Origin of the sequence: Streptomyces achromogenes (assembly GCF_030816715.1) — a bacterium.
Taxonomy (GTDB): domain Bacteria; phylum Actinomycetota; class Actinomycetes; order Streptomycetales; family Streptomycetaceae; genus Streptomyces; species Streptomyces achromogenes_A.
Window position 1 is genome coordinate 1,092,734 of the sequence record NZ_JAUSYH010000001.1, and the last position, 15,884, is coordinate 1,108,617.

Below are 15,884 nucleotides of genomic sequence, written 5' to 3' on the forward strand. Positions count from 1 at the left end.
CTGGAAGTCATGCGTCCGTCCTGAGCAGGAGTACGCCGCTGGGGGTGAGCCCGCCGCTGGAGACCACTGCGGTGCGCGCACCCGCGACCTGCCGCTGCGCCGCCTGGCCGCGCAGCTGGAGCACGGCCTCGTGGAGCAGGCCCATGCCGTGGGTCCGGCCGTGGGAGAGCTGACCGCCGTGCGGGTTCAAGGGCAGTGCGCCGTCGGGGGCGATGTTCTTGCCGCCGTCCAGGAAGTCGCGGGCCTCGCCGATGCCGCAGAAGCCGAGCGCCTCGATCCAGGACAGGCAGTTGAAGGTGAAGCCGTCGTAGAGCAGTGCCAGGTCCACGTCGGCGGGGCGCAGGTCGGTGCGGGTCCACAAATGGGCGGACTGGCCAAGCACTTGGGGTTCGTGGGTGAGGGTGGACTGGTCCCATTCGGGGCGTTCGACGATCTGCGTGCCGACGGCCTCGACGCGGACCGGTTGCCCGGGGAGGTCGGGCGCGGTCTCGGCGGCGGAGACGACGACGGCGACGGAGGCGTCGCAGGGGACGTCGCAGTCGTAGAGGCCGAAGGGGGTGGTGACGGTGCGCGCGGTGAGGTAGTCGTCCATGGTGAGTGGGTCGCGGTAGATCGCGTCCGGGTGGCGGGCCGCGTTGGCGCGCTGGTTGAGGGCGATCCAGCCGAGGGTCTCCCGAGTGGTGCCGTAGCGGTGCATGTGCCGCTGGGCGTTCATCGCGAGCATGACGGCGGGCGAGACGGCGCCGAAGGGCTTGAACCAGCCTTCCGCGTCCGCCCGTCGGGGCACGGAGATCCTGCCCTGCCGGGCGAGTGCGCCGTACGTCGCCTCCCACACCGTGCGGAAACACAGCACGTGCCGAGCCAGGCCGCCCGCGACCGCGAGCATCGCGGCGATCACCGAACCGCCCGGGCCGGGGGTCTCCCCCGCGCCGTTGTGCCACACCGGGCGGATCCCGAGCGCGGACTCCAGCGCGGTCACACCGCCCTCGGCGAAGCCGCCGTAGGCGCCGCCGCCGGGGTAGGTGCACAGACCGTCGATGTCGTCGAGGGTGAGACCCGCGTCGGCGACGGCCTTCTCGCAGGCCTCGACGGTGAGGTCGAGGGGCGGGACCATCAGGCGGCGGCCGATGCGCGAAGTGCCGGTGCCGCTGATGACCGCACGGTCCTCGAACCGGACTCCGCTCAGCGCCGGGCGCAGATGCGTGGTGACCGGGGGGTCCTCGGGCAGGGGTGCGGGCGGGGGCTGCTCGGCGCACGGCCGGAACAGGGGCAGCCATGCCTCGCCGGCCTGCTCGAACACCACCTCCATGCGCATGCCGATCCGCAGGTCCTCCGGCGCGCAGCCGACGACGTTGGTGGTCAGCCTGACGCGCGGGTCCTCCTCGATCGCCACCTGGGCGACGACGAACGGGAAGGGCAGGCCGGGGAACGGAAAACGGTGGTTGACGGTGAAGCCGATCAGGGTGGCGAAGCCCGAGGCTTCCCCGACCTCGGTCTCGTGTCCCCGGCAGTGGCGGCAGACGGGCTGCGGCGGGTGGATCAGTGCCCGGCACGCGGTGCAGGTCTGGAAGCGGAGCCGTCCGTCCCGGCCGGAGGTCCAGAAGAACTCGGTCTCCTGGCGGATCTCCGGCTGTGGACGGACAACGTCCCCGTCCCCGCTCAACGGATCTTCGCCTCCGCCTTGCGGACCGTGACCGGCTCCGCCAGTCCTTGCTCGTCACAGGCCTGTTGAAGGTTCTCCAGAGTTTCCGCCAGTCCGGGTCCGAGGCGGTTGCCCGGCGTGAAGGTCGCCGGGAGGTGGCGCATGCCCTGGATGACGCCGATGGTCTCGTAGTGGACGGTGCCCTCGGGGTCGCACACGAAGTCGGGCATCCGGTCGAGGACCTGGAGGAGCATCCTTTTGAAGACGGTCCGCGCGACGTTGGAGCCGATGCAGCGGTGGATGCCCAGGCCGAAGGCGGTGTGGCGGTTGCCGCCTCGGGCCAGGTCGACCTGGTCGGGGTCGGTGAAGACCCGCGGGTCGCGGTTGGCCATCGCCCAGGACAGCCACAGCCGGTCGCCCTCCTTGAGCTCGGCGCCCGCGATCTCGCAGTCCTCGGCGACGGTGCGGCCGTCGCCGGGAGCGGGGGTGAAGTAGCGCAGGAACTCCTCGGTGGCGGTGTCCAGCAGGGTGTCGCGCTCCCGGCTCAGCCGGGTCCGCTCGCCGGGGTGCTGGGACAGCCACTCCAGGGCGTGCGCGGTAAGCGCGGTGGTGGTGTCGAAGCCGCCGCCGATGAGCAGGGCGAGGGCGCCGATCAGGTCCTCCTCGGGAGGGGCCTTGCCGTCGATCTGCAGACGGGCGAGTGCGTCGGCCAGGCCCGGCCGTGGGTGGGCGCGGACCTCCTGGAGCGTGGCGGCGATGTCCCGGATCATCGCCATGTGCCCCTCCACCACCCGTGCCATCTCCGGCGAGTCGGGCGGGGTGTAGACGCCGGCGTGGGCGGGTTCGTTGTACAGCTCCCACTTCTTCAGCGGGATGCCCATCATGGCGAGCGTGAAGACGGCCGGAACGATGTTGGCGAGGTCGTCGACGAAGTCGATCCGGCCCGTCTCGATGCGTTCGTCGATGCAGGCACGGGCCACGTCGTCGATGAACGGGACCCACCGCTGGACTGCCGCCGGGGACAGGTAGGGGTTGAGGGCGGTGCGGTAGGCGCGCTGTTCGGGCGGGTCCATCTCCAGGAAGCCGCCGCGCAGGCCCCTGCCGCGGGGCGGGGCCGGGATGCTGATGCCCCGGTAACCGCGGCGCTCGCCGTGCACGTCGTGGTCGTTGGACAGCTTCTCACCGGCCCGGGCGAAGGCCAGCAGCTCACGGTTGCCGGCGGCCACCCAGTGGCCGTCGTAGGTGTCGGTCCAGGCGAGCGGGCAGCCCGAGTGGAACGCCCGGGTCTGCTCCTCGAACTGGTCGCGGTACTCCGGTGCGTGCCGGTCGAAGTGGACGCGGGGCTGTTTGCGGGCCTCGTCGCCGGTGGTGTCCGGTGCGGTCATGGGCTGTGCTTCCTCTCGGTCCGCCGGGTACGGCTCAGAACACGCCGATCGCGCGTTCGGGGCAGGATCGGACGGCCTCGACCACGGCGCCCTCCTGGTCTGCGGGGACGTCCTCGGCGACCGGCGAGGAGTGTCCGTCGATCTCGCTGAGTTCGAAGACCTTGGGGGCGCGCATGGCGCACAGTGTGTGCCCCTGGCAGCGCTCGGGGTCGACGCGTACCTTCACGTCACTCACCTCCGGTTCATGTCAGGTCAGGTCGGCCAGGGACTTGCCGACGTCGGCGAGGGTGACCGGTTTGCCGTAGTCGCCCTTGTACTTGTAGGTGGGGGCGTCACAGCGGTAGGCGCCGTGGTCGGGTCGGAAGTCGGCCGCCTGCCAGCCCTTGGCGGTCGCCTCGACGATGACGTAGCACTCGGGCGGCTCCTTCGAGGTGAGGTCGAAGGGGGCCTGGAGGCCACCGGCGGTGAAGGCGGTGTTCTTCATCGCGTTCTCGTACAGGCACTTGCGGGTGAGCTCGGCGCAGTCGCGGGCGGCGGTGGCGAACAGCAGCCAGGCGGAGAAGGCGCGCATGGCCGGGTAGGTGACCTGCTTGCCGGGGGCGTACTTCTCGAACAGGTCGATCACCTGCTGGACGGCCGGGTTGTCCCCGGCGCTCTCCAGCGGGGCGGTGGCGAAGAGTTCGGCGTAGTTGTGCTGCTTGCCCAGGGCGGCGCCGGCCAGTTGCGGGAAGGCGGGGCCGTATGCGTTGCTGTTGGCGTCGATCCAGTCGGGGGTGTACCCGATGCCGGTGAGGGCCTGCTCCAGTTTGGCCAGGCTCGCGAAGTCGCCCAGGAAGACTAGCCCCTTGACGCCGCCCTTCTTGATCGACTGGGCGTAGGGCGTCCAGTCGGAGACTCCGGCCGCCGGGTACAGGTCGCTGTAGGAGACCGTGCCGCCGAGACCGGCAACGGCTTCCTTGAACTGGGCGGCCATGACCTTGGTGACGGGGGCGTCGCCCGCGATGACACCGACCTTGCGTGCCGAGTCCGGGTACTTGTCCTTCAGCAGCCAGGAGTAGTAGCCGGCGTACTGGAAGTACCCGGCGGTGGGTCCGGAGGCGAGGACCTGGAGGTCGGAGCCGATGGCGCCGATCTGGCTGGACTGGGCGGGGAAGTTGGGCAGCAGGCACTTCAGCCGGTCCTTGACGCCGAGGCTGTCCAGTGCCGAGCCGCCGCCCACGAGCGCGAAGTCCGCCTTGCAGGCCTCCAGCACCCGCTGGCGGACCTCCATCAGCTTCGCGTCGCGGGTGACGGGGACGAGGTCGCGGCCGTTGATGCCACCCGCGTCGTTGCACCAGGACGTGAACACCTTCGCGGCGTCCACGAACTCGGACCGTTTGGTGAAGCCGATGTCGGACATGACGCCGACCTGGATCTTGTCGTCGGTGACGCCCTGGACGGAGGAGGATCTGGCGGTGCCGGGGCCGCAGAGGTCCTTCAGCGTGCCGAAGTCGGAGCTCTTCTCGGCGGCGGGGCTCGACCGCGGTGCGGAGTCGGTGTCGGGGCCGTCACCCGACCGGGTGGAGCAGCCGGCCAGCAGTACCGCGACCACGGTGGCCGTGCCGATCAGCATCCTGCGCATGGTGGTGCCTCCTCGGGGAGCTCGGACGCCGTCGTCCGAGGGAGGTGAGGGAGTGCGGGGGGTGGCGTGGGCCGGGCGCCCTGGCCTGACGGTCAGGTGATCGCGCCGCTCGCCTTGAGGGCGAGGATGCGGTCCCAGTCGTAGCCGAGCTCGGTGAGGATCTCCTCGGTCTGGGCGGCGAACTCGGGGAGGGCTCCGAGGCGGGTGTCCTCGACGTCGAACTGGACGGGACTGGTGACCAGTTCGAGGTCGCCGGCCCGCCCGAGGTAGCCGTTGGCGCGGACCTGCTGGTCGGCGGCTGCCTGGAGGGTGTCCTGGACGGGTGCCCAGGGTCCGTCGAGCGCTGCGAGGTCCTTGGACCACTCGGTCAGGGTGCGGCTCGCGATCACCTCGCGGAGGATCTTCACCGCCTCCTTCGTGTGTTCGGCGATGGCCTCGGCGGTGGCGAAGCGGGGGTCGTCGGCGAGTTCCGGCCGGCCGATGCAGCGGCACACGTCGGGCCAGAACTTGGCCGGCTGGAGCATGACGAAGGCGATGAACCGGTTGTCGGCGGTGCGGTAGAGCCCGGAGAGCGGGTTGGTGGGTGAGCCGTGGGCACTGGGCGCCACCCCCTCCCAGGGGCGGTCCAGGTGGACGGAGACGGCGATGGTGTGGCCGAGAGCCCACAGGCCGCTGCCGAGGAGCGAGACGTCCACGACGGGGGCCTCGCCGGTACGCTCCCGGCGCAGCAGGGCGGCGGCGACGCCACCGGCGAGATTGGTGCCGGAAACGGTGTCGCCGTAGGCGGGTCCGGGCGGGCTGATCATGCCGTCGCTGCCGGGCGGGGTGATGCTGGCGGCGGTGCCCGCGCGCGCCCAGAAGGCGGTCATGTCGTAGCCGCCCTTGTCCGCCTCGGGGCCGCGCGGGCCGAGGGCGGTGCCGCGGGCGTAGACGATGCGCGGGTTGACGGCGCGGATGTCGTCGACGTCGATGCCGAGGCGGGCGCGGGCGCCGGGCATGAGGCTGGTGAGGAAGACGTCGGAGTCCTTGACCAGTTCGTAGAGCACCTCGCGGCCCTCGGGGCGGGACATGTCCAGGCCCAGGGAGCGCTTGCCGCGGTTGGCGTGGGCGACGTTGGGGTTGGGGTCGCCCTCCACCCGGAACGAGCCGGTCCGGCGGAGCCCGCGCTGCGGGTCGCCGGTGACGGCGTGCTCGATCTTGACGACGTCGGCGCCCCAGTCGGCGAGCACGGCCCCGGCCGAGGGCACGAAGCCGTACATGGCGACTTCGAGGACGCGGATGCCCTCGAGCGGCTTCATGCCGCCTCCTCGGGGGGTACGACGCGGCCGAAGGCCTTCGCCTCCAGGAACTCCTCGAACCCGGCGCGTCCGCTCTCCCGGCCGATGCCGGACTGTTTGAATCCGCCGAACGGCACGTCGGCGGAGAAGTAGTTGCCGCCGTTGATCGAGAAGGTGCCGGTGCGGATGCGGCGGGCGAGGCGGATGGCGCGCTCGTCGTCGGCGCTGTGGACGGCGCCGGACAGGCCGTACTTCGAGTGGTTGGCGATGCGGACGGCGTCGTCCTCGTCGTCGTAGGGGATGACCGCGAGGACGGGGCCGAAGACCTCCTCCTGGGCGATCTCGCTGTCGGGGTCGACACCGGCGAGGAGGGTGGGTTCGTAGAACCAGCCGGGGTCGACGCGCTTGCCGCCGCGGACGAGGGTCGCCGCTTCTTCGACGGCGCGCCGCACCATGGCGTCGACCTTGTCGCGCTGCTGCTCGCTGATGAGCGGGCCCATGGCGGTCTCCGCGGCCCTCGGGTCACCGACGCGGACGCGTTCCATGCCGGCCGCGACGAGCTGCACGATCCGGTCGTGGTCGGCCCGCGGGACGAGGAGGCGGGAGGTGAGGGCGCAGCCCTGGCCGGAGTGGGAGCAGATGGTGAACGCGGCGAACATGGCGGCCTTGGTGTAGTCCGCGTCGTCCAGGACGATCATGGCGGACTTGCCGCCGAGTTCGAGGAAGACCCGTTTCACGGTTCCGGCCGCAGCGGCCATGATGGCCCGCCCGGTGGTGGTGGCGCCGGTGAACGTGACCAGGTCCACGTCGGGGTGGGTGGTGAGCAGTTCGCCGACCTCGGTGCGCGAGGAGCTGAGGACGCTCACGACACCGGGTGGGATGTCGGTGTGCTCCGCGATGAGTTCACCGAGAGCGAGAGTGGTCAGCGGCGTCTGCGGGGCTGCCTTGAGGACGACCGTGCAGCCGGCCGCGAGCGCGGGGGCGAGCTTGGCGAGGGCGAGCTGGTTGGGGAAGTTGTACGGCAGGATGGCGGCGACCACCCCGGCCGCCTCCTTCTCCACCCAGCGGTGGTGGCGCTGCCCTCGGCTCTCCTTGACTCCGAGGTCCTCGGTGAACTCGCAGGTCTCCAGGAGGTCCGCGTAGTACGTCACGAGGCCGATCGGATCATCCAGCTGAGGGCCGTGGGTGAGCTGGCGCGGTGCGCCCACCTCGGCGATGGTCAGCTCGCGCAGCTCTTCGCGGTGGTCGTCGAGGGCCTGGTGGAGCTGGCGCAGGCAGCGCAGCCGGAGGTCCTTGTCCGTGGCCCAGTCGGTGGTGTCGAAGGCGCGGCGGGCGGCGGCGATCGCGGCCCCGGCGTCGTCCTTCGTGGCGTCCGGAGCGTGGCCGAGCAGGTCGCCGTTGGCGGGGTTGTACGAGGGGAAGGTGCTGTCCGCGGCGACCAGCTTGCCGTCGATCAGCTGGGACTTGACGACGAGACCGCTCACAGCCGCACCACCGATCCGCCGTCGACGGCGACGACCTGTCCGGTGACCCAGGCGGCCTCGTCGGAGAGCAGGAACTTCAGGGCGCCCGCCTGGTCGGCGGCCGTGCCCATGCGTTTGAGGGCGAAGGACTGCACCATGGCCGTGCGGTACTCCTCGGGGATGATGCTGCGGGCCGCCTCGGTGTCCGTCGGGCCCGGCGCGATCGCGTTGACGCGGATGCCGCGCGGGCCGAGTTCGGCGGCCAGGGAAGCGGTGAGGTGGTTGATGCCGGCCTTGGCGAGCCCGTAGAAGCCGGTGGCCTGCCAGGCGGCGGTCGAGGACTGGTTGACGACGGCCGCGCCCTCCTGAAGGTGCGGCAGGGCGGCGCGGGTGACGTGCAGGGCGCCGAGCAGGTTCACCTTCAGGAACCTGTCGAGGTAGTCGTAGTCGACGGTGACGATGCCCTCGCGGCGCATGCCGTGGAAGATGGCCGCGTTGTTGACCAGGTGGTCGATGCGCCCGTACTCACTCATGACGGTGCCGGTGAGCTCCTCGGCCGAGGCGGGGTCGGCCACGTCGGTCCGCACGAACAGGGCGCCGCCGATCTCCTTGGCGACCCGCTGCCCTTGCTGCTCATTCAGCTCCGCGACCACCACGCGGGCGCCCTCGGCCGCCAGCGCCCGGGCGTACCCCTCGCCGATGCCCTGGCCGGCCCCGGTGACGATGATCACCTTGTCCTTGAACCGCATCCCAGCCTCCTCGCTCGGTTGCTCGGAAACTACATTCTCTCTTTGCGCGAAGCAAGGATTCGGACATGAGAATCGGATGCTCACAGCGTCTGGGGTCACCTTCCAACACCCCTGCACGCATAAGGGTTTTCGTTCCGCCCACATGAGAATACGATTCTCTAATTCGGAAGGGATGTTTCCATGATCGAATCGAAAGCCTTGAGCCCGGCGCTCGGGGTCGAGTTCACCGGGGTCACGGACCCGCTCGACGACTCCTTCGTCCACCGCTGCGCGGAGGCCCTCAAGTGGCGGGGCGTCCTGCTGGTGCGCGGGCTGCACCTCGACGACGAGCGGCAGCTGGCGTTCAGCCGCCGTCTGGGCGAGGTGGTGGCACTGAACGGCCAGGAGATCTTCCCGATCTCCATCAATCCGGAGAAGAGCAGGACCGCCAAGTACCTCAAGGGCGCGTTCTTCTGGCACCTCGACGGCACCACCGACGACGTGCCGGTCAAGGCGACCACGCTCACCGCCCGCGAGGTCGCCATGACCGGCGGCGGCACCGACTTCGCCAGTACCTACGCGGCGTACGAGGCCCTGCCGGAGAAGGACCGGGAGCGCTACGCGTCACTGCGGGTGGTGCACAGCTTCGAGGCCGCCCAGCGGCTGGTGAACCCCGACCCCGGCGAGCAGGAGCTGGCCGCCTGGCGCACCCAGCGCACGCACGAGGTGTCCCTGGTGTGGCGGCGCCGCGACGGCCGCCGCTCCCTGGTCACCGGCGCCACCGCCGACCACGTCGTCGGCATGGACCCCGGGGACAGCCGGGCCCTGCTGGAGGAACTGCTCGACTGGACCACGCAGGAGCGCTTCCGCCACACCCACGACTGGGCCGTCGGTGACCTGGTGGTCTGGGACAACACCGGCATCCTGCACCGGGCCCTGCCCTATGACGAGAACTCCCAGCGGCTGCTGCACCGCACGACCGTCGTCGGCGACGAGGCGTTCGCATGAGCGCCGCGCAGGCACCGACGGCCGTCGTGACCGGCGGGGCCTCCGGCATCGGCCGGGCGATCGCACAACGGCTCATCGAGGACGGCCTGAACGTGGCCGTCCTCGACCTCTCCCCTGCCGAGGAGGGCTTCGGCCTGATCGCGGACGTCGCCGACCGCGCCCAGGTCGACAAGGCGATGGACGCGGTACGCGAGCGCTTCGGCCCCGTGGGCGTCCTGGTCAACGCGGCCGGCAAAGACGGCTTCACCCGTTTCGCGGACCTGACCTTCGCCGACTGGCAGCGCGTGGTCGAGATCAACCTCAACGGTGTCTTCCACTGCGTGCAGTCGGCCCTGCCGGACATGGTGCACGCCGGCTGGGGCCGGGTCGTCAACATCTCCTCCTCCAGCACTCACTCCGGCCAGCCGTTCATGGCGCACTACGTGGCGGCCAAGTCCGCCGTGAACGGACTCACCAAGTCCCTGGCCCTCGAACTCGGGCCGAAGGGCATCACGGTGAACGCGATCCCGCCAGGCTTCATCGACACCCCCATGCTGCGCACCGCCGAGCGGGAGCAGCGGCTCGGCGGCACCATCGAGGACCACATCGCGCGCACGCCGGTCCGCCGGGTCGGCCGCCCCGAGGACATCGCCGCGACCTGCTCCTTCCTGGTCAGCGAGGAGGCCGGTTACATCACCGGGCAGATCATCGGTGTGAACGGGGGCCGCAACACATGACGAGACTGCGCCCCGTCCCGTACGAGGAGTGGGACGGCGAGGTGCTGCGTCCGCTGACGGGCGGGCGCACCGTCCCGCCGTCCAACGCCCTCGGCCTGCTGCTGAACCACCCGCAGCTGGCCAAGGCGTTCCTGACCTTCAGCACCCACCTGCTGTACCGCAGCACACTGCCCGCCAGGACGCGCGAGCTGACGATCCTCAGGGTCGCCTGGCGTCACCGGTGCCGCTACGAGTGGGCCCATCACGTGCTGATCGCACGCGAGGCCGGCGTCACCGAGGAGGAGCTGGATGAGGTCCGCCAGGGTGCCGGCACGTTGCTGAACCGGGCGGTGGACGAACTCGAGACCGCCTCCTACCTGTCCTACGAGGTGTACGAGGAGCTGGCGAAGCGGATGGACGAACGGCAGCTGATGGACTTCGTGTTCACGGTCGGCGCGTACCGGATGCAGGCCCTGGCCTACAACACCTTCGAGGTGGAACCCGATCCGGGGATGGACGACGGGGGCATGAGCGACCGCGGACCGGCCGCGTAGCGGGGGGGATGGACATGCCGCGTTCCGTACACCCCGGCCAGCCGCTTCGCGTCGTCCAGTGGGCCACGGGGACCATAGGCACACGATCGCTGCGTGCCGTTGTCGACCATCCGCACATGGTGCTGGCGGGAGTTCACGTCCACTCCCCCGGCAAGGCCGGCCGTGACGCCGGCGAGCTGTGCGGGAGTGGCCCCACGGGCGTCACTACCACCGACCGTCTCGACGACGTCCTCGCCCTGGGGGCCGACTGCGTGCTGTACATGCCGCGCACGGCCGACCTGGACGAGCTGTGCGCTCTGCTCGCGTCCGGCGCGAACGTCGTGGCCACGACCGGCGGGTTCCACCACCCGGCCGGCCTGGACCCCACCGTCCGGTGCAGGGTCGAGGCGGCCTGCGAGCAGGGTGGCACCTCGCTCCACGACACCGGCAGCAGCCCCGGCTTCATCACCGAGGCCGTACCGCTCGTGCTGGCCTCGGTGCAGCGGCGGCTGGAGAACCTGACCGTCCACGAGTACGCCGATCTGTCCCGGCGGGACTCGCCTGAACTGCTGTTCGACATCATGGGTTTCGGCCGGGCTCCTGCCACTGTGTTCGACGAACGCCGCCTGGTACACGTCGAGGGCAGTTTCGGGCCCTCGCTGCGCCTGGTGGCCGAAGCCCTGGGACTGCCCCTGGACGCGGTGGAGGCTCATGGGAGGTTCGCCACGGCGGCCCGCACGACCCGCGTCGCCGCCGGTGTCCTGCGCGCCGGGACCGTGGCGGCGCAGCGGATGACGGTGTCCGGCCGGCGCGACGGCCGCACGCTCCTGGAGTTCAACGCGACCTGGTACTGCACCGACGACCTCGACCCTGCCTGGGACCTGCGTCCCACCGGGTGGCATCTGACGGTCGACGGCGACACGCCCCTCGACGTGGCCATGAGGTTCCCGGTGCCGCTGGAGCGGCTGGCTGAGGTCTCCCCCGGCTACACCGCCCACCGGGCCGTCAACGCCGTTCCCGCCGTCTGCGCGGCGACCCCGGGACTACGGACCACGGCGGATCTTCCCCCGTTCACCGCGGTGCTCGGCTGAGCCGGGGCCGCCCCGGGGCTCAGCCCTGCTTCAGATGCTGCTTCATCTCGTCGAGGCGGGTCAGGATCGGGAAGCCGTCCACGCTGAGCGCGTTGCCGTGCCCGGTCTGGTGGATGTCGAAGACGGCCTGGAGAGCGGTGTGGAAGCCCTGGACGTCGAGGGTCTGGTTGACGGCGCGCTTGGCCTGGCGCAGGCCGAACGGGGGCATCGCGGCGATCCGGTCGGCCAACTCGTAGGTGCCGCTGTCCAGTTCGTCGAGTGGCACCACCTTGTTCACCATGCCGACCTGCTCGGCCTCGCGGGCGGTCAGCGGCCGGCCCGTGAACAGGATCTCCTTGGCCTTGCGCGGGCCCAGCTCCCAAGTGTGGCCGTGGTACTCGACGCCGCCGATGCCCATGTGCACGACCGGGTCGGAGAACTCGGCGTTCTCGGCGGCCACGATCAGGTCGCACGGCCAGCACAGCATCAGCCCGGCGGCGATGCACTTGCCCTGGACGGCGGCGATGGTCGGCTTGGGGATGTTGCGCCACTTCAGCGAGTACTCCAGATAGTGGCGGGTCTCGGTGTCGTAGATCCACTCCAGGGTGATCTCGCCGGGGCCGGGCCAGCGGTCCTTCAGGTCGTGCCCGGCCGAGAAGTGCCGGCCGTTCGCCCTGAGCACGACGACCCGTACGTGCGCGTCCCGCGCGGCCCGGGTGTAGGCCGCGTCGAGGTCGTCGAGGAGCGCCATGGTCTGGGCGTTGGCTGCCTCGGGGCGGTTGAGGGTGATCGTGGCGATGCCGTTCTGGGCCTCGTACAGGATCTGGTCCATGGCGGGTGTCCTCTGTCCCTCTTCTATCGCGGCAGGGTTCTGTCGCGGCGGGCTTCTATCGCGGCAGGCCGAGGATGCGCTCGGCGATGATGTTGCGCTGGATCTCGCTGGTGCCGCCGGCGATGGTGCCGGCGAAGCTGCGCGCGTACCGCTCGAACCAACTGGAGATGAAGTGCTCGTGGTGCATGTGGTGGTACGGGCCCGTGCGCTTGGGATGCTCGAGTCCCTCGGCGCCGTGGGCCTCCAGCGCGTGCAGGGAGGCGGACTGGACGGCCTCGGAGCCGAGCAGCTTGAGCACCGAGATCTCCGCCGGGTCGCGGTCCAGGCCGAGCTGGCGGTAACCGAGGAGCCGCAGCGCCGTCAGGTCCATGCGGAGGGTGGCGTACCACTCCTGGCCGGCGCCCGCGTCGGCCGCGTCGCGCAGGAGGTCCTCCAGGCGTTCGGCGTACGACAGCCACAACAGGGTGCGCTCGTGGCCGAGGGAGCCGTTGGCCACCCGCCAGCCCTCACCCACGTTCCCGATGAGGTTCCCGCGGGGCACCCGGACGTCGGTGAGGAACACCTCGTTGAAGTCGAGGTCGTCCTCGGCGGCGATCGACCCGAACGGGCGGCGTACGACGCCCTCGGCGCCGGTCGGGATCAGCAGGGCACTGATGCCCCTGTGCTTCGGCGCCTCCGGGTCGGTGCGGACGAAGGTGAGCAGGACGTCGGCGTCGTGGGCGCCGGAGGTCCAGATCTTCTGGCCGTTGACCACGAACCCGTCCCGGTCCGCCACGGCACGGGTGCGCAGGGAGGCGAGGTCCGAGCCGGCCTCGGGTTCGCTCATGCCGAGCGCGGCGGTGATCTCGGCGCGCAGGATCGGCACGGCCCAGCGGCGCTTCTGCTCCTCGGTGCCGAAGGTGAGCAGAGAGGCGGCGATGATGCCCAGGCCCTGGGGGTTGAAGCTGTGGTAGATCCGGCGGCGGGCCAGCTCCTCCAGGTGGGCGAGTTGCTGGGGCAGGCCTGCGTTGCGGCCGCCGTACTCGGGCGGCTGGCCCGGGAGCAGCCAGCACGCGTCGAACAGGGTGCGCTGCCAGCGGCGGGCCCATGCGGGGACGTGGGCGCTGGAGCCGGCACGTTCGCGGGCCTCGGCCTCTTCGGGCAGGTGGGCGTCGAGGAAGGCGGCGAACTGTGCGCGGAACTCCTCCACCTCGGGGTCGTCGGCCAGCTTCATCACGCGAGCAGCGCCTTCCTGTGAACGGACGCGGTGCCGAGGAGCAAGTCGCAGGCCTGGGCACGTTTGAGGTGGTACTGCAGTTCGTTCTCCCAGGTGAAGCCCATGGCGCCGGACAATTGCAGCCCGTGCCGGAATACCAGGCGCTGGCACTCGCCGGCCGCGGCCTTGGCCATGTGCGCGGCGTCGGCGCGGCGCGGGTCGTCCTCGGCGATGGTCAGGGCGCTGAAGTGGGTGAGGGCGCGGGCGCGTTCGATCGCCACGTGCATGTCGGCCGCCTTGTGCTTGACGGCCTGGAAGGAGCCGAGCGGCCGGCCGAACTGCACCCGCTGCTTCACATGGTCCAGGACGAGATCGAGGACGCGCCGACAGGCACCCACGCAGGTGGCGGCGAGTCCCACCAGGGCGAGATCGGGCACTTTGGCTGCGAGGTCCTCGGCGCCGACGTGTGCGGCGTGCAGGTGCGGATCGAGCACGGGGACCCGTTCGGCGGCCAGCTCCGTTCCCCGGACGACGATGACGCCCCGGTGTGTGAGAAGCGCGACCTCATCGGCCCGGTCGGCGTCCAGGACGTAGCGCCCGACGCCGTCGAACACGGCGGTGCCGCTGCCCTCGGGGAGCCGGCCGGTGAGCGGTGCGAACCAGGTGGCGGTGGCCAGAAACGGAGTGGGGTCGGCGGCGTATCCCAGTTCTTCGAGGATCAGGGCGAGCTCGAGCGGGGGCGCCTCCAGCCAGCCCAGTCGTAGGTACGTGTCCCACTGCTGGCCGGCGGGCCTGCTCCGCACCTTGGCGACCGTCTCACGCACCGTGCGCCGCAGCAGCTGCTGCTCCTCGTCGAGTTCGAACTCCACGCCCGGCCCCCTCCGCCGTACCGGTGGCTGCACACCGGGCGCGGGCCCGGATCAGAAGCGAGAATAGCATTCTCACTAAGAGGGAGTAAGGCTCTCGCTTTTGGCAGAGCGCGATTCGGTAGGGCGTAGGGCTCATCTTTCCGCCTGCGTGGAGTACCGTTCTTCCATGAGTGCCGTCCCCGCAGAATCCGTCAAGACCCCCGAGCCCGCGTGGCGGCAGCGCGCCGTCGAGCGCTCCACCCGGGCGGCGAAGCTGCGCGCCGAGCAACGCGTCCAGCGCTTTTTGGACGCCGCCCAGGAGCTCATCGCCGACAAGGGCACCACCGACTTCACCGTGCAGGAGATCGTCGAGCGTTCCCGCCAGTCACTGCGCAGCTTCTACCAGCACTTCGACGGCAAGCACGAACTCCTGCTCGCCCTGTTCGAGGACGCGCTGTCGAAGTCCGCCGCCACCCTACGGGAGCAGGTCACCGCGGGGCAGGATCCGCTGGAGCGTCTGAAGATCGCGGTCGAGTGGCTCTACGACGCCTCCAAGCCGCGCGAGGGCCGGCAGTCCCCGCTCTTCACCGACTTCGCCGTCCAGCTGCTGGTCAGCCACCCTGAACAGGTGGCCAGCGCCCACCTGCCGCTGCTCGACTTCTTCACCGAGATGGTGGAAGAAGCCGTCGAGACCGGCCAGGCCGTGGCCCCGAAGCCGCGGCGCACCGCCTCCCTGATCATGCAGACGGCGATGTTCACGGCCCAGGCCCCCTCGGCCCGGGTCGGCGCCCATCCCTCGCCGATCACGGTGGAGGAGGTGTGGGCCTTCTGTCTGGGCGGCATCAGTGGCGGCCCGGTGCCCGACGGCACTCCGGCGACTGCACCGCCGGTGAAGAAGACCGCGGCGAAGACCGGCACGAGGAAGAAGGCGTCCGCCAAGAAGTCCGCCTCGGCCACGACCGCGGCCAGGAAGACGGGCGCGGCAGCCAGTCCGCCCAGGCACGGCTGACGATCCGCCGCTCAGGGTGACGACCGAGGGCGGGAGTCACCCGGCCCTCGGCCCCTCCTCTCAGGCAGCTCCCGTGTCGCAGGGCCGCCCGGCAGTCAGGCCGTGCCCGAGGTTCAGGCGCCCGGGGACTCGACCGGCACGACCTGCATCCCACCCGTGGCCCGCCCCGGCAGCGCCGGCGTCACTTCGCCCGGCCCCGCCGGTGTCGCCCGGCAGACAGCACCGCCAGAGCCGGCGTGACATCGAGCGGTAGACCTTCGGCCAGGCCACCTCGACGTCCGCCGCGCGGTCCAGCTTCGCCAGGCCGGGCACGCCGACGGCGAGCATGCGCCCACTGCGTCGGCCGCCGCGGCGGCGGGCACGAAGGTCGCCGGCAGGGTCGGGCCGAAGCCGGCTGCGAGGGTGGCGAACGTGAGCCCGGTCGGCCCCGGCTGGACCCCCGTGGCGGCTCCTTGAAGCAGCCATCGGACATTCCGAACGACGTCCGCACGTGTGGACCAGAACCTGACCCCGGGGGCGGTCAGTACGGTCACAAATGGGCGAAGGACCGCAGATCCTTGACATATTATCGGTCTGAC

Annotated in this window: 15 protein-coding genes; 5 read left to right on the forward strand and 10 right to left on the reverse strand. The window is 70.9% G+C overall.

What is annotated here, in order from left to right; translation table 11 throughout:
• Positions 1–7 precede the first annotated feature (7 nt).
• From QF032_RS04860 to QF032_RS04890, 7 genes are all read right to left on the reverse strand, one after another.
• Entirely contained in the window at positions 8–1,663 is a 1,656-nt protein-coding gene (locus QF032_RS04860) for a thiolase C-terminal domain-containing protein (protein WP_307055051.1), read from the reverse strand.
• Positions 1,660–3,027 carry a cytochrome P450 gene (locus tag QF032_RS04865; protein WP_307040338.1) on the reverse strand — a complete coding sequence of 456 codons (1,368 nt, stop codon included), beginning with the start codon at positions 3,025–3,027 and terminating at the stop codon, positions 1,660–1,662. The genes QF032_RS04860 and QF032_RS04865 overlap by 4 nt, the downstream gene beginning before the upstream one ends.
• Positions 3,028–3,061: 34 nt before the next feature.
• Entirely contained in the window at positions 3,062–3,262 is a 201-nt protein-coding gene (locus tag QF032_RS04870; protein WP_307055052.1) for a ferredoxin, read from the reverse strand.
• Positions 3,263–3,274: 12 nt separating this feature from the next.
• Positions 3,275–4,648 (reverse strand): ABC transporter substrate-binding protein, encoded by a 1,374-nt coding sequence (locus tag QF032_RS04875; protein ID WP_307055054.1) that lies wholly within the window; start codon positions 4,646–4,648, stop codon positions 3,275–3,277.
• Between the two features lie 92 nt (positions 4,649–4,740).
• Complete coding sequence (locus QF032_RS04880; protein WP_307055057.1) at positions 4,741–5,946, reverse strand: CaiB/BaiF CoA transferase family protein; 1,206 nt, start codon at positions 5,944–5,946, stop codon at positions 4,741–4,743.
• Positions 5,943–7,409: an aldehyde dehydrogenase family protein gene (locus QF032_RS04885; protein ID WP_307040345.1), complete on the reverse strand. Its 1,467-nt coding sequence runs from the start codon at positions 7,407–7,409 to the stop codon at positions 5,943–5,945. The genes QF032_RS04880 and QF032_RS04885 overlap by 4 nt, the downstream gene beginning before the upstream one ends.
• Positions 7,406–8,137, reverse strand: a complete 732-nt coding sequence (locus QF032_RS04890) for an SDR family oxidoreductase (RefSeq protein ID WP_307040347.1) — start codon at positions 8,135–8,137, stop codon at positions 7,406–7,408. The genes QF032_RS04885 and QF032_RS04890 overlap by 4 nt, the downstream gene beginning before the upstream one ends.
• Positions 8,138–8,317: 180 nt before the next feature.
• Here QF032_RS04890 and QF032_RS04895 point away from each other — a divergent pair, with 180 nt between their 5' ends.
• From QF032_RS04895 to QF032_RS04910, 4 genes are read left to right on the forward strand one after another with little or no spacing between them, the layout of a single operon-like run.
• Positions 8,318–9,124, forward strand: coding sequence for a TauD/TfdA dioxygenase family protein (locus QF032_RS04895; protein WP_307055059.1), 807 nt, complete (start codon positions 8,318–8,320; stop codon positions 9,122–9,124).
• Positions 9,121–9,840 (forward strand): SDR family NAD(P)-dependent oxidoreductase, encoded by a 720-nt coding sequence (locus QF032_RS04900; protein ID WP_307040351.1) that lies wholly within the window; start codon positions 9,121–9,123, stop codon positions 9,838–9,840. Before QF032_RS04895 ends, QF032_RS04900 begins: the two co-directional genes overlap by 4 nt.
• On the forward strand, positions 9,837–10,373 hold the full coding sequence (locus tag QF032_RS04905) for a carboxymuconolactone decarboxylase family protein (RefSeq protein WP_307040353.1): 537 nt from the start codon (positions 9,837–9,839) through the stop codon (positions 10,371–10,373). Before QF032_RS04900 ends, QF032_RS04905 begins: the two co-directional genes overlap by 4 nt.
• A 14-nt stretch (positions 10,374–10,387) precedes the next feature.
• Entirely contained in the window at positions 10,388–11,443 is a 1,056-nt protein-coding gene (locus QF032_RS04910; RefSeq protein ID WP_307040355.1) for an NAD(P)H-dependent amine dehydrogenase family protein, read from the forward strand.
• A gap of 19 nt (positions 11,444–11,462) precedes the next feature.
• Here the strand turns inward: QF032_RS04910 and QF032_RS04915 are convergent, their stop codons facing one another.
• The 3 genes from QF032_RS04915 to QF032_RS04925 are packed head-to-tail and all read right to left on the reverse strand — an operon-like array spanning position 11,463 to position 14,318.
• Entirely contained in the window at positions 11,463–12,254 is a 792-nt protein-coding gene (locus tag QF032_RS04915) for an enoyl-CoA hydratase (RefSeq protein WP_307040357.1), read from the reverse strand.
• A gap of 55 nt (positions 12,255–12,309) precedes the next feature.
• The gene (locus tag QF032_RS04920; RefSeq protein ID WP_307040359.1) at positions 12,310–13,467 is read right to left on the reverse strand and encodes an acyl-CoA dehydrogenase family protein; all 1,158 of its coding nucleotides are present in this window, start codon (positions 13,465–13,467) and stop codon (positions 12,310–12,312) included.
• Complete coding sequence (locus QF032_RS04925; RefSeq protein ID WP_307040361.1) at positions 13,467–14,318, reverse strand: acyl-CoA dehydrogenase family protein; 852 nt, start codon at positions 14,316–14,318, stop codon at positions 13,467–13,469. Before QF032_RS04925 ends, QF032_RS04920 begins: the two co-directional genes overlap by 1 nt.
• Positions 14,319–14,484: 166 nt before the next feature.
• Between QF032_RS04925 and QF032_RS04930 the strand changes: the two genes are divergently transcribed.
• Entirely contained in the window at positions 14,485–15,306 is an 822-nt protein-coding gene (locus tag QF032_RS04930) for a TetR/AcrR family transcriptional regulator (protein WP_307040363.1), read from the forward strand.
• Positions 15,307–15,884: the final 578 nt, after the last annotated feature.

Coding starts and splice junctions, on each gene's coding strand:
- QF032_RS04865 (WP_307040338.1), bottom strand. CDS start 3,027: ATGACCGCACCGGACACCACCGGCGACGAGGCCCGCAAACAGCCCCGC.
- QF032_RS04875 (WP_307055054.1), bottom strand. CDS start 4,648: ATGCGCAGGATGCTGATCGGCACGGCCACCGTGGTCGCGGTACTGCTG.
- QF032_RS04880 (WP_307055057.1), bottom strand. CDS start 5,946: ATGAAGCCGCTCGAGGGCATCCGCGTCCTCGAAGTCGCCATGTACGGC.
- QF032_RS04890 (WP_307040347.1), bottom strand. CDS start 8,137: ATGCGGTTCAAGGACAAGGTGATCATCGTCACCGGGGCCGGCCAGGGC.
- QF032_RS04895 (WP_307055059.1), top strand. CDS start 8,318: ATGATCGAATCGAAAGCCTTGAGCCCGGCGCTCGGGGTCGAGTTCACC.
- QF032_RS04900 (WP_307040351.1), top strand. CDS start 9,121: ATGAGCGCCGCGCAGGCACCGACGGCCGTCGTGACCGGCGGGGCCTCC.
- QF032_RS04905 (WP_307040353.1), top strand. CDS start 9,837: ATGACGAGACTGCGCCCCGTCCCGTACGAGGAGTGGGACGGCGAGGTG.
- QF032_RS04910 (WP_307040355.1), top strand. CDS start 10,388: ATGCCGCGTTCCGTACACCCCGGCCAGCCGCTTCGCGTCGTCCAGTGG.
- QF032_RS04915 (WP_307040357.1), bottom strand. CDS start 12,254: ATGGACCAGATCCTGTACGAGGCCCAGAACGGCATCGCCACGATCACC.
- QF032_RS04920 (WP_307040359.1), bottom strand. CDS start 13,467: ATGAAGCTGGCCGACGACCCCGAGGTGGAGGAGTTCCGCGCACAGTTC.
- QF032_RS04930 (WP_307040363.1), top strand. CDS start 14,485: ATGAGTGCCGTCCCCGCAGAATCCGTCAAGACCCCCGAGCCCGCGTGG.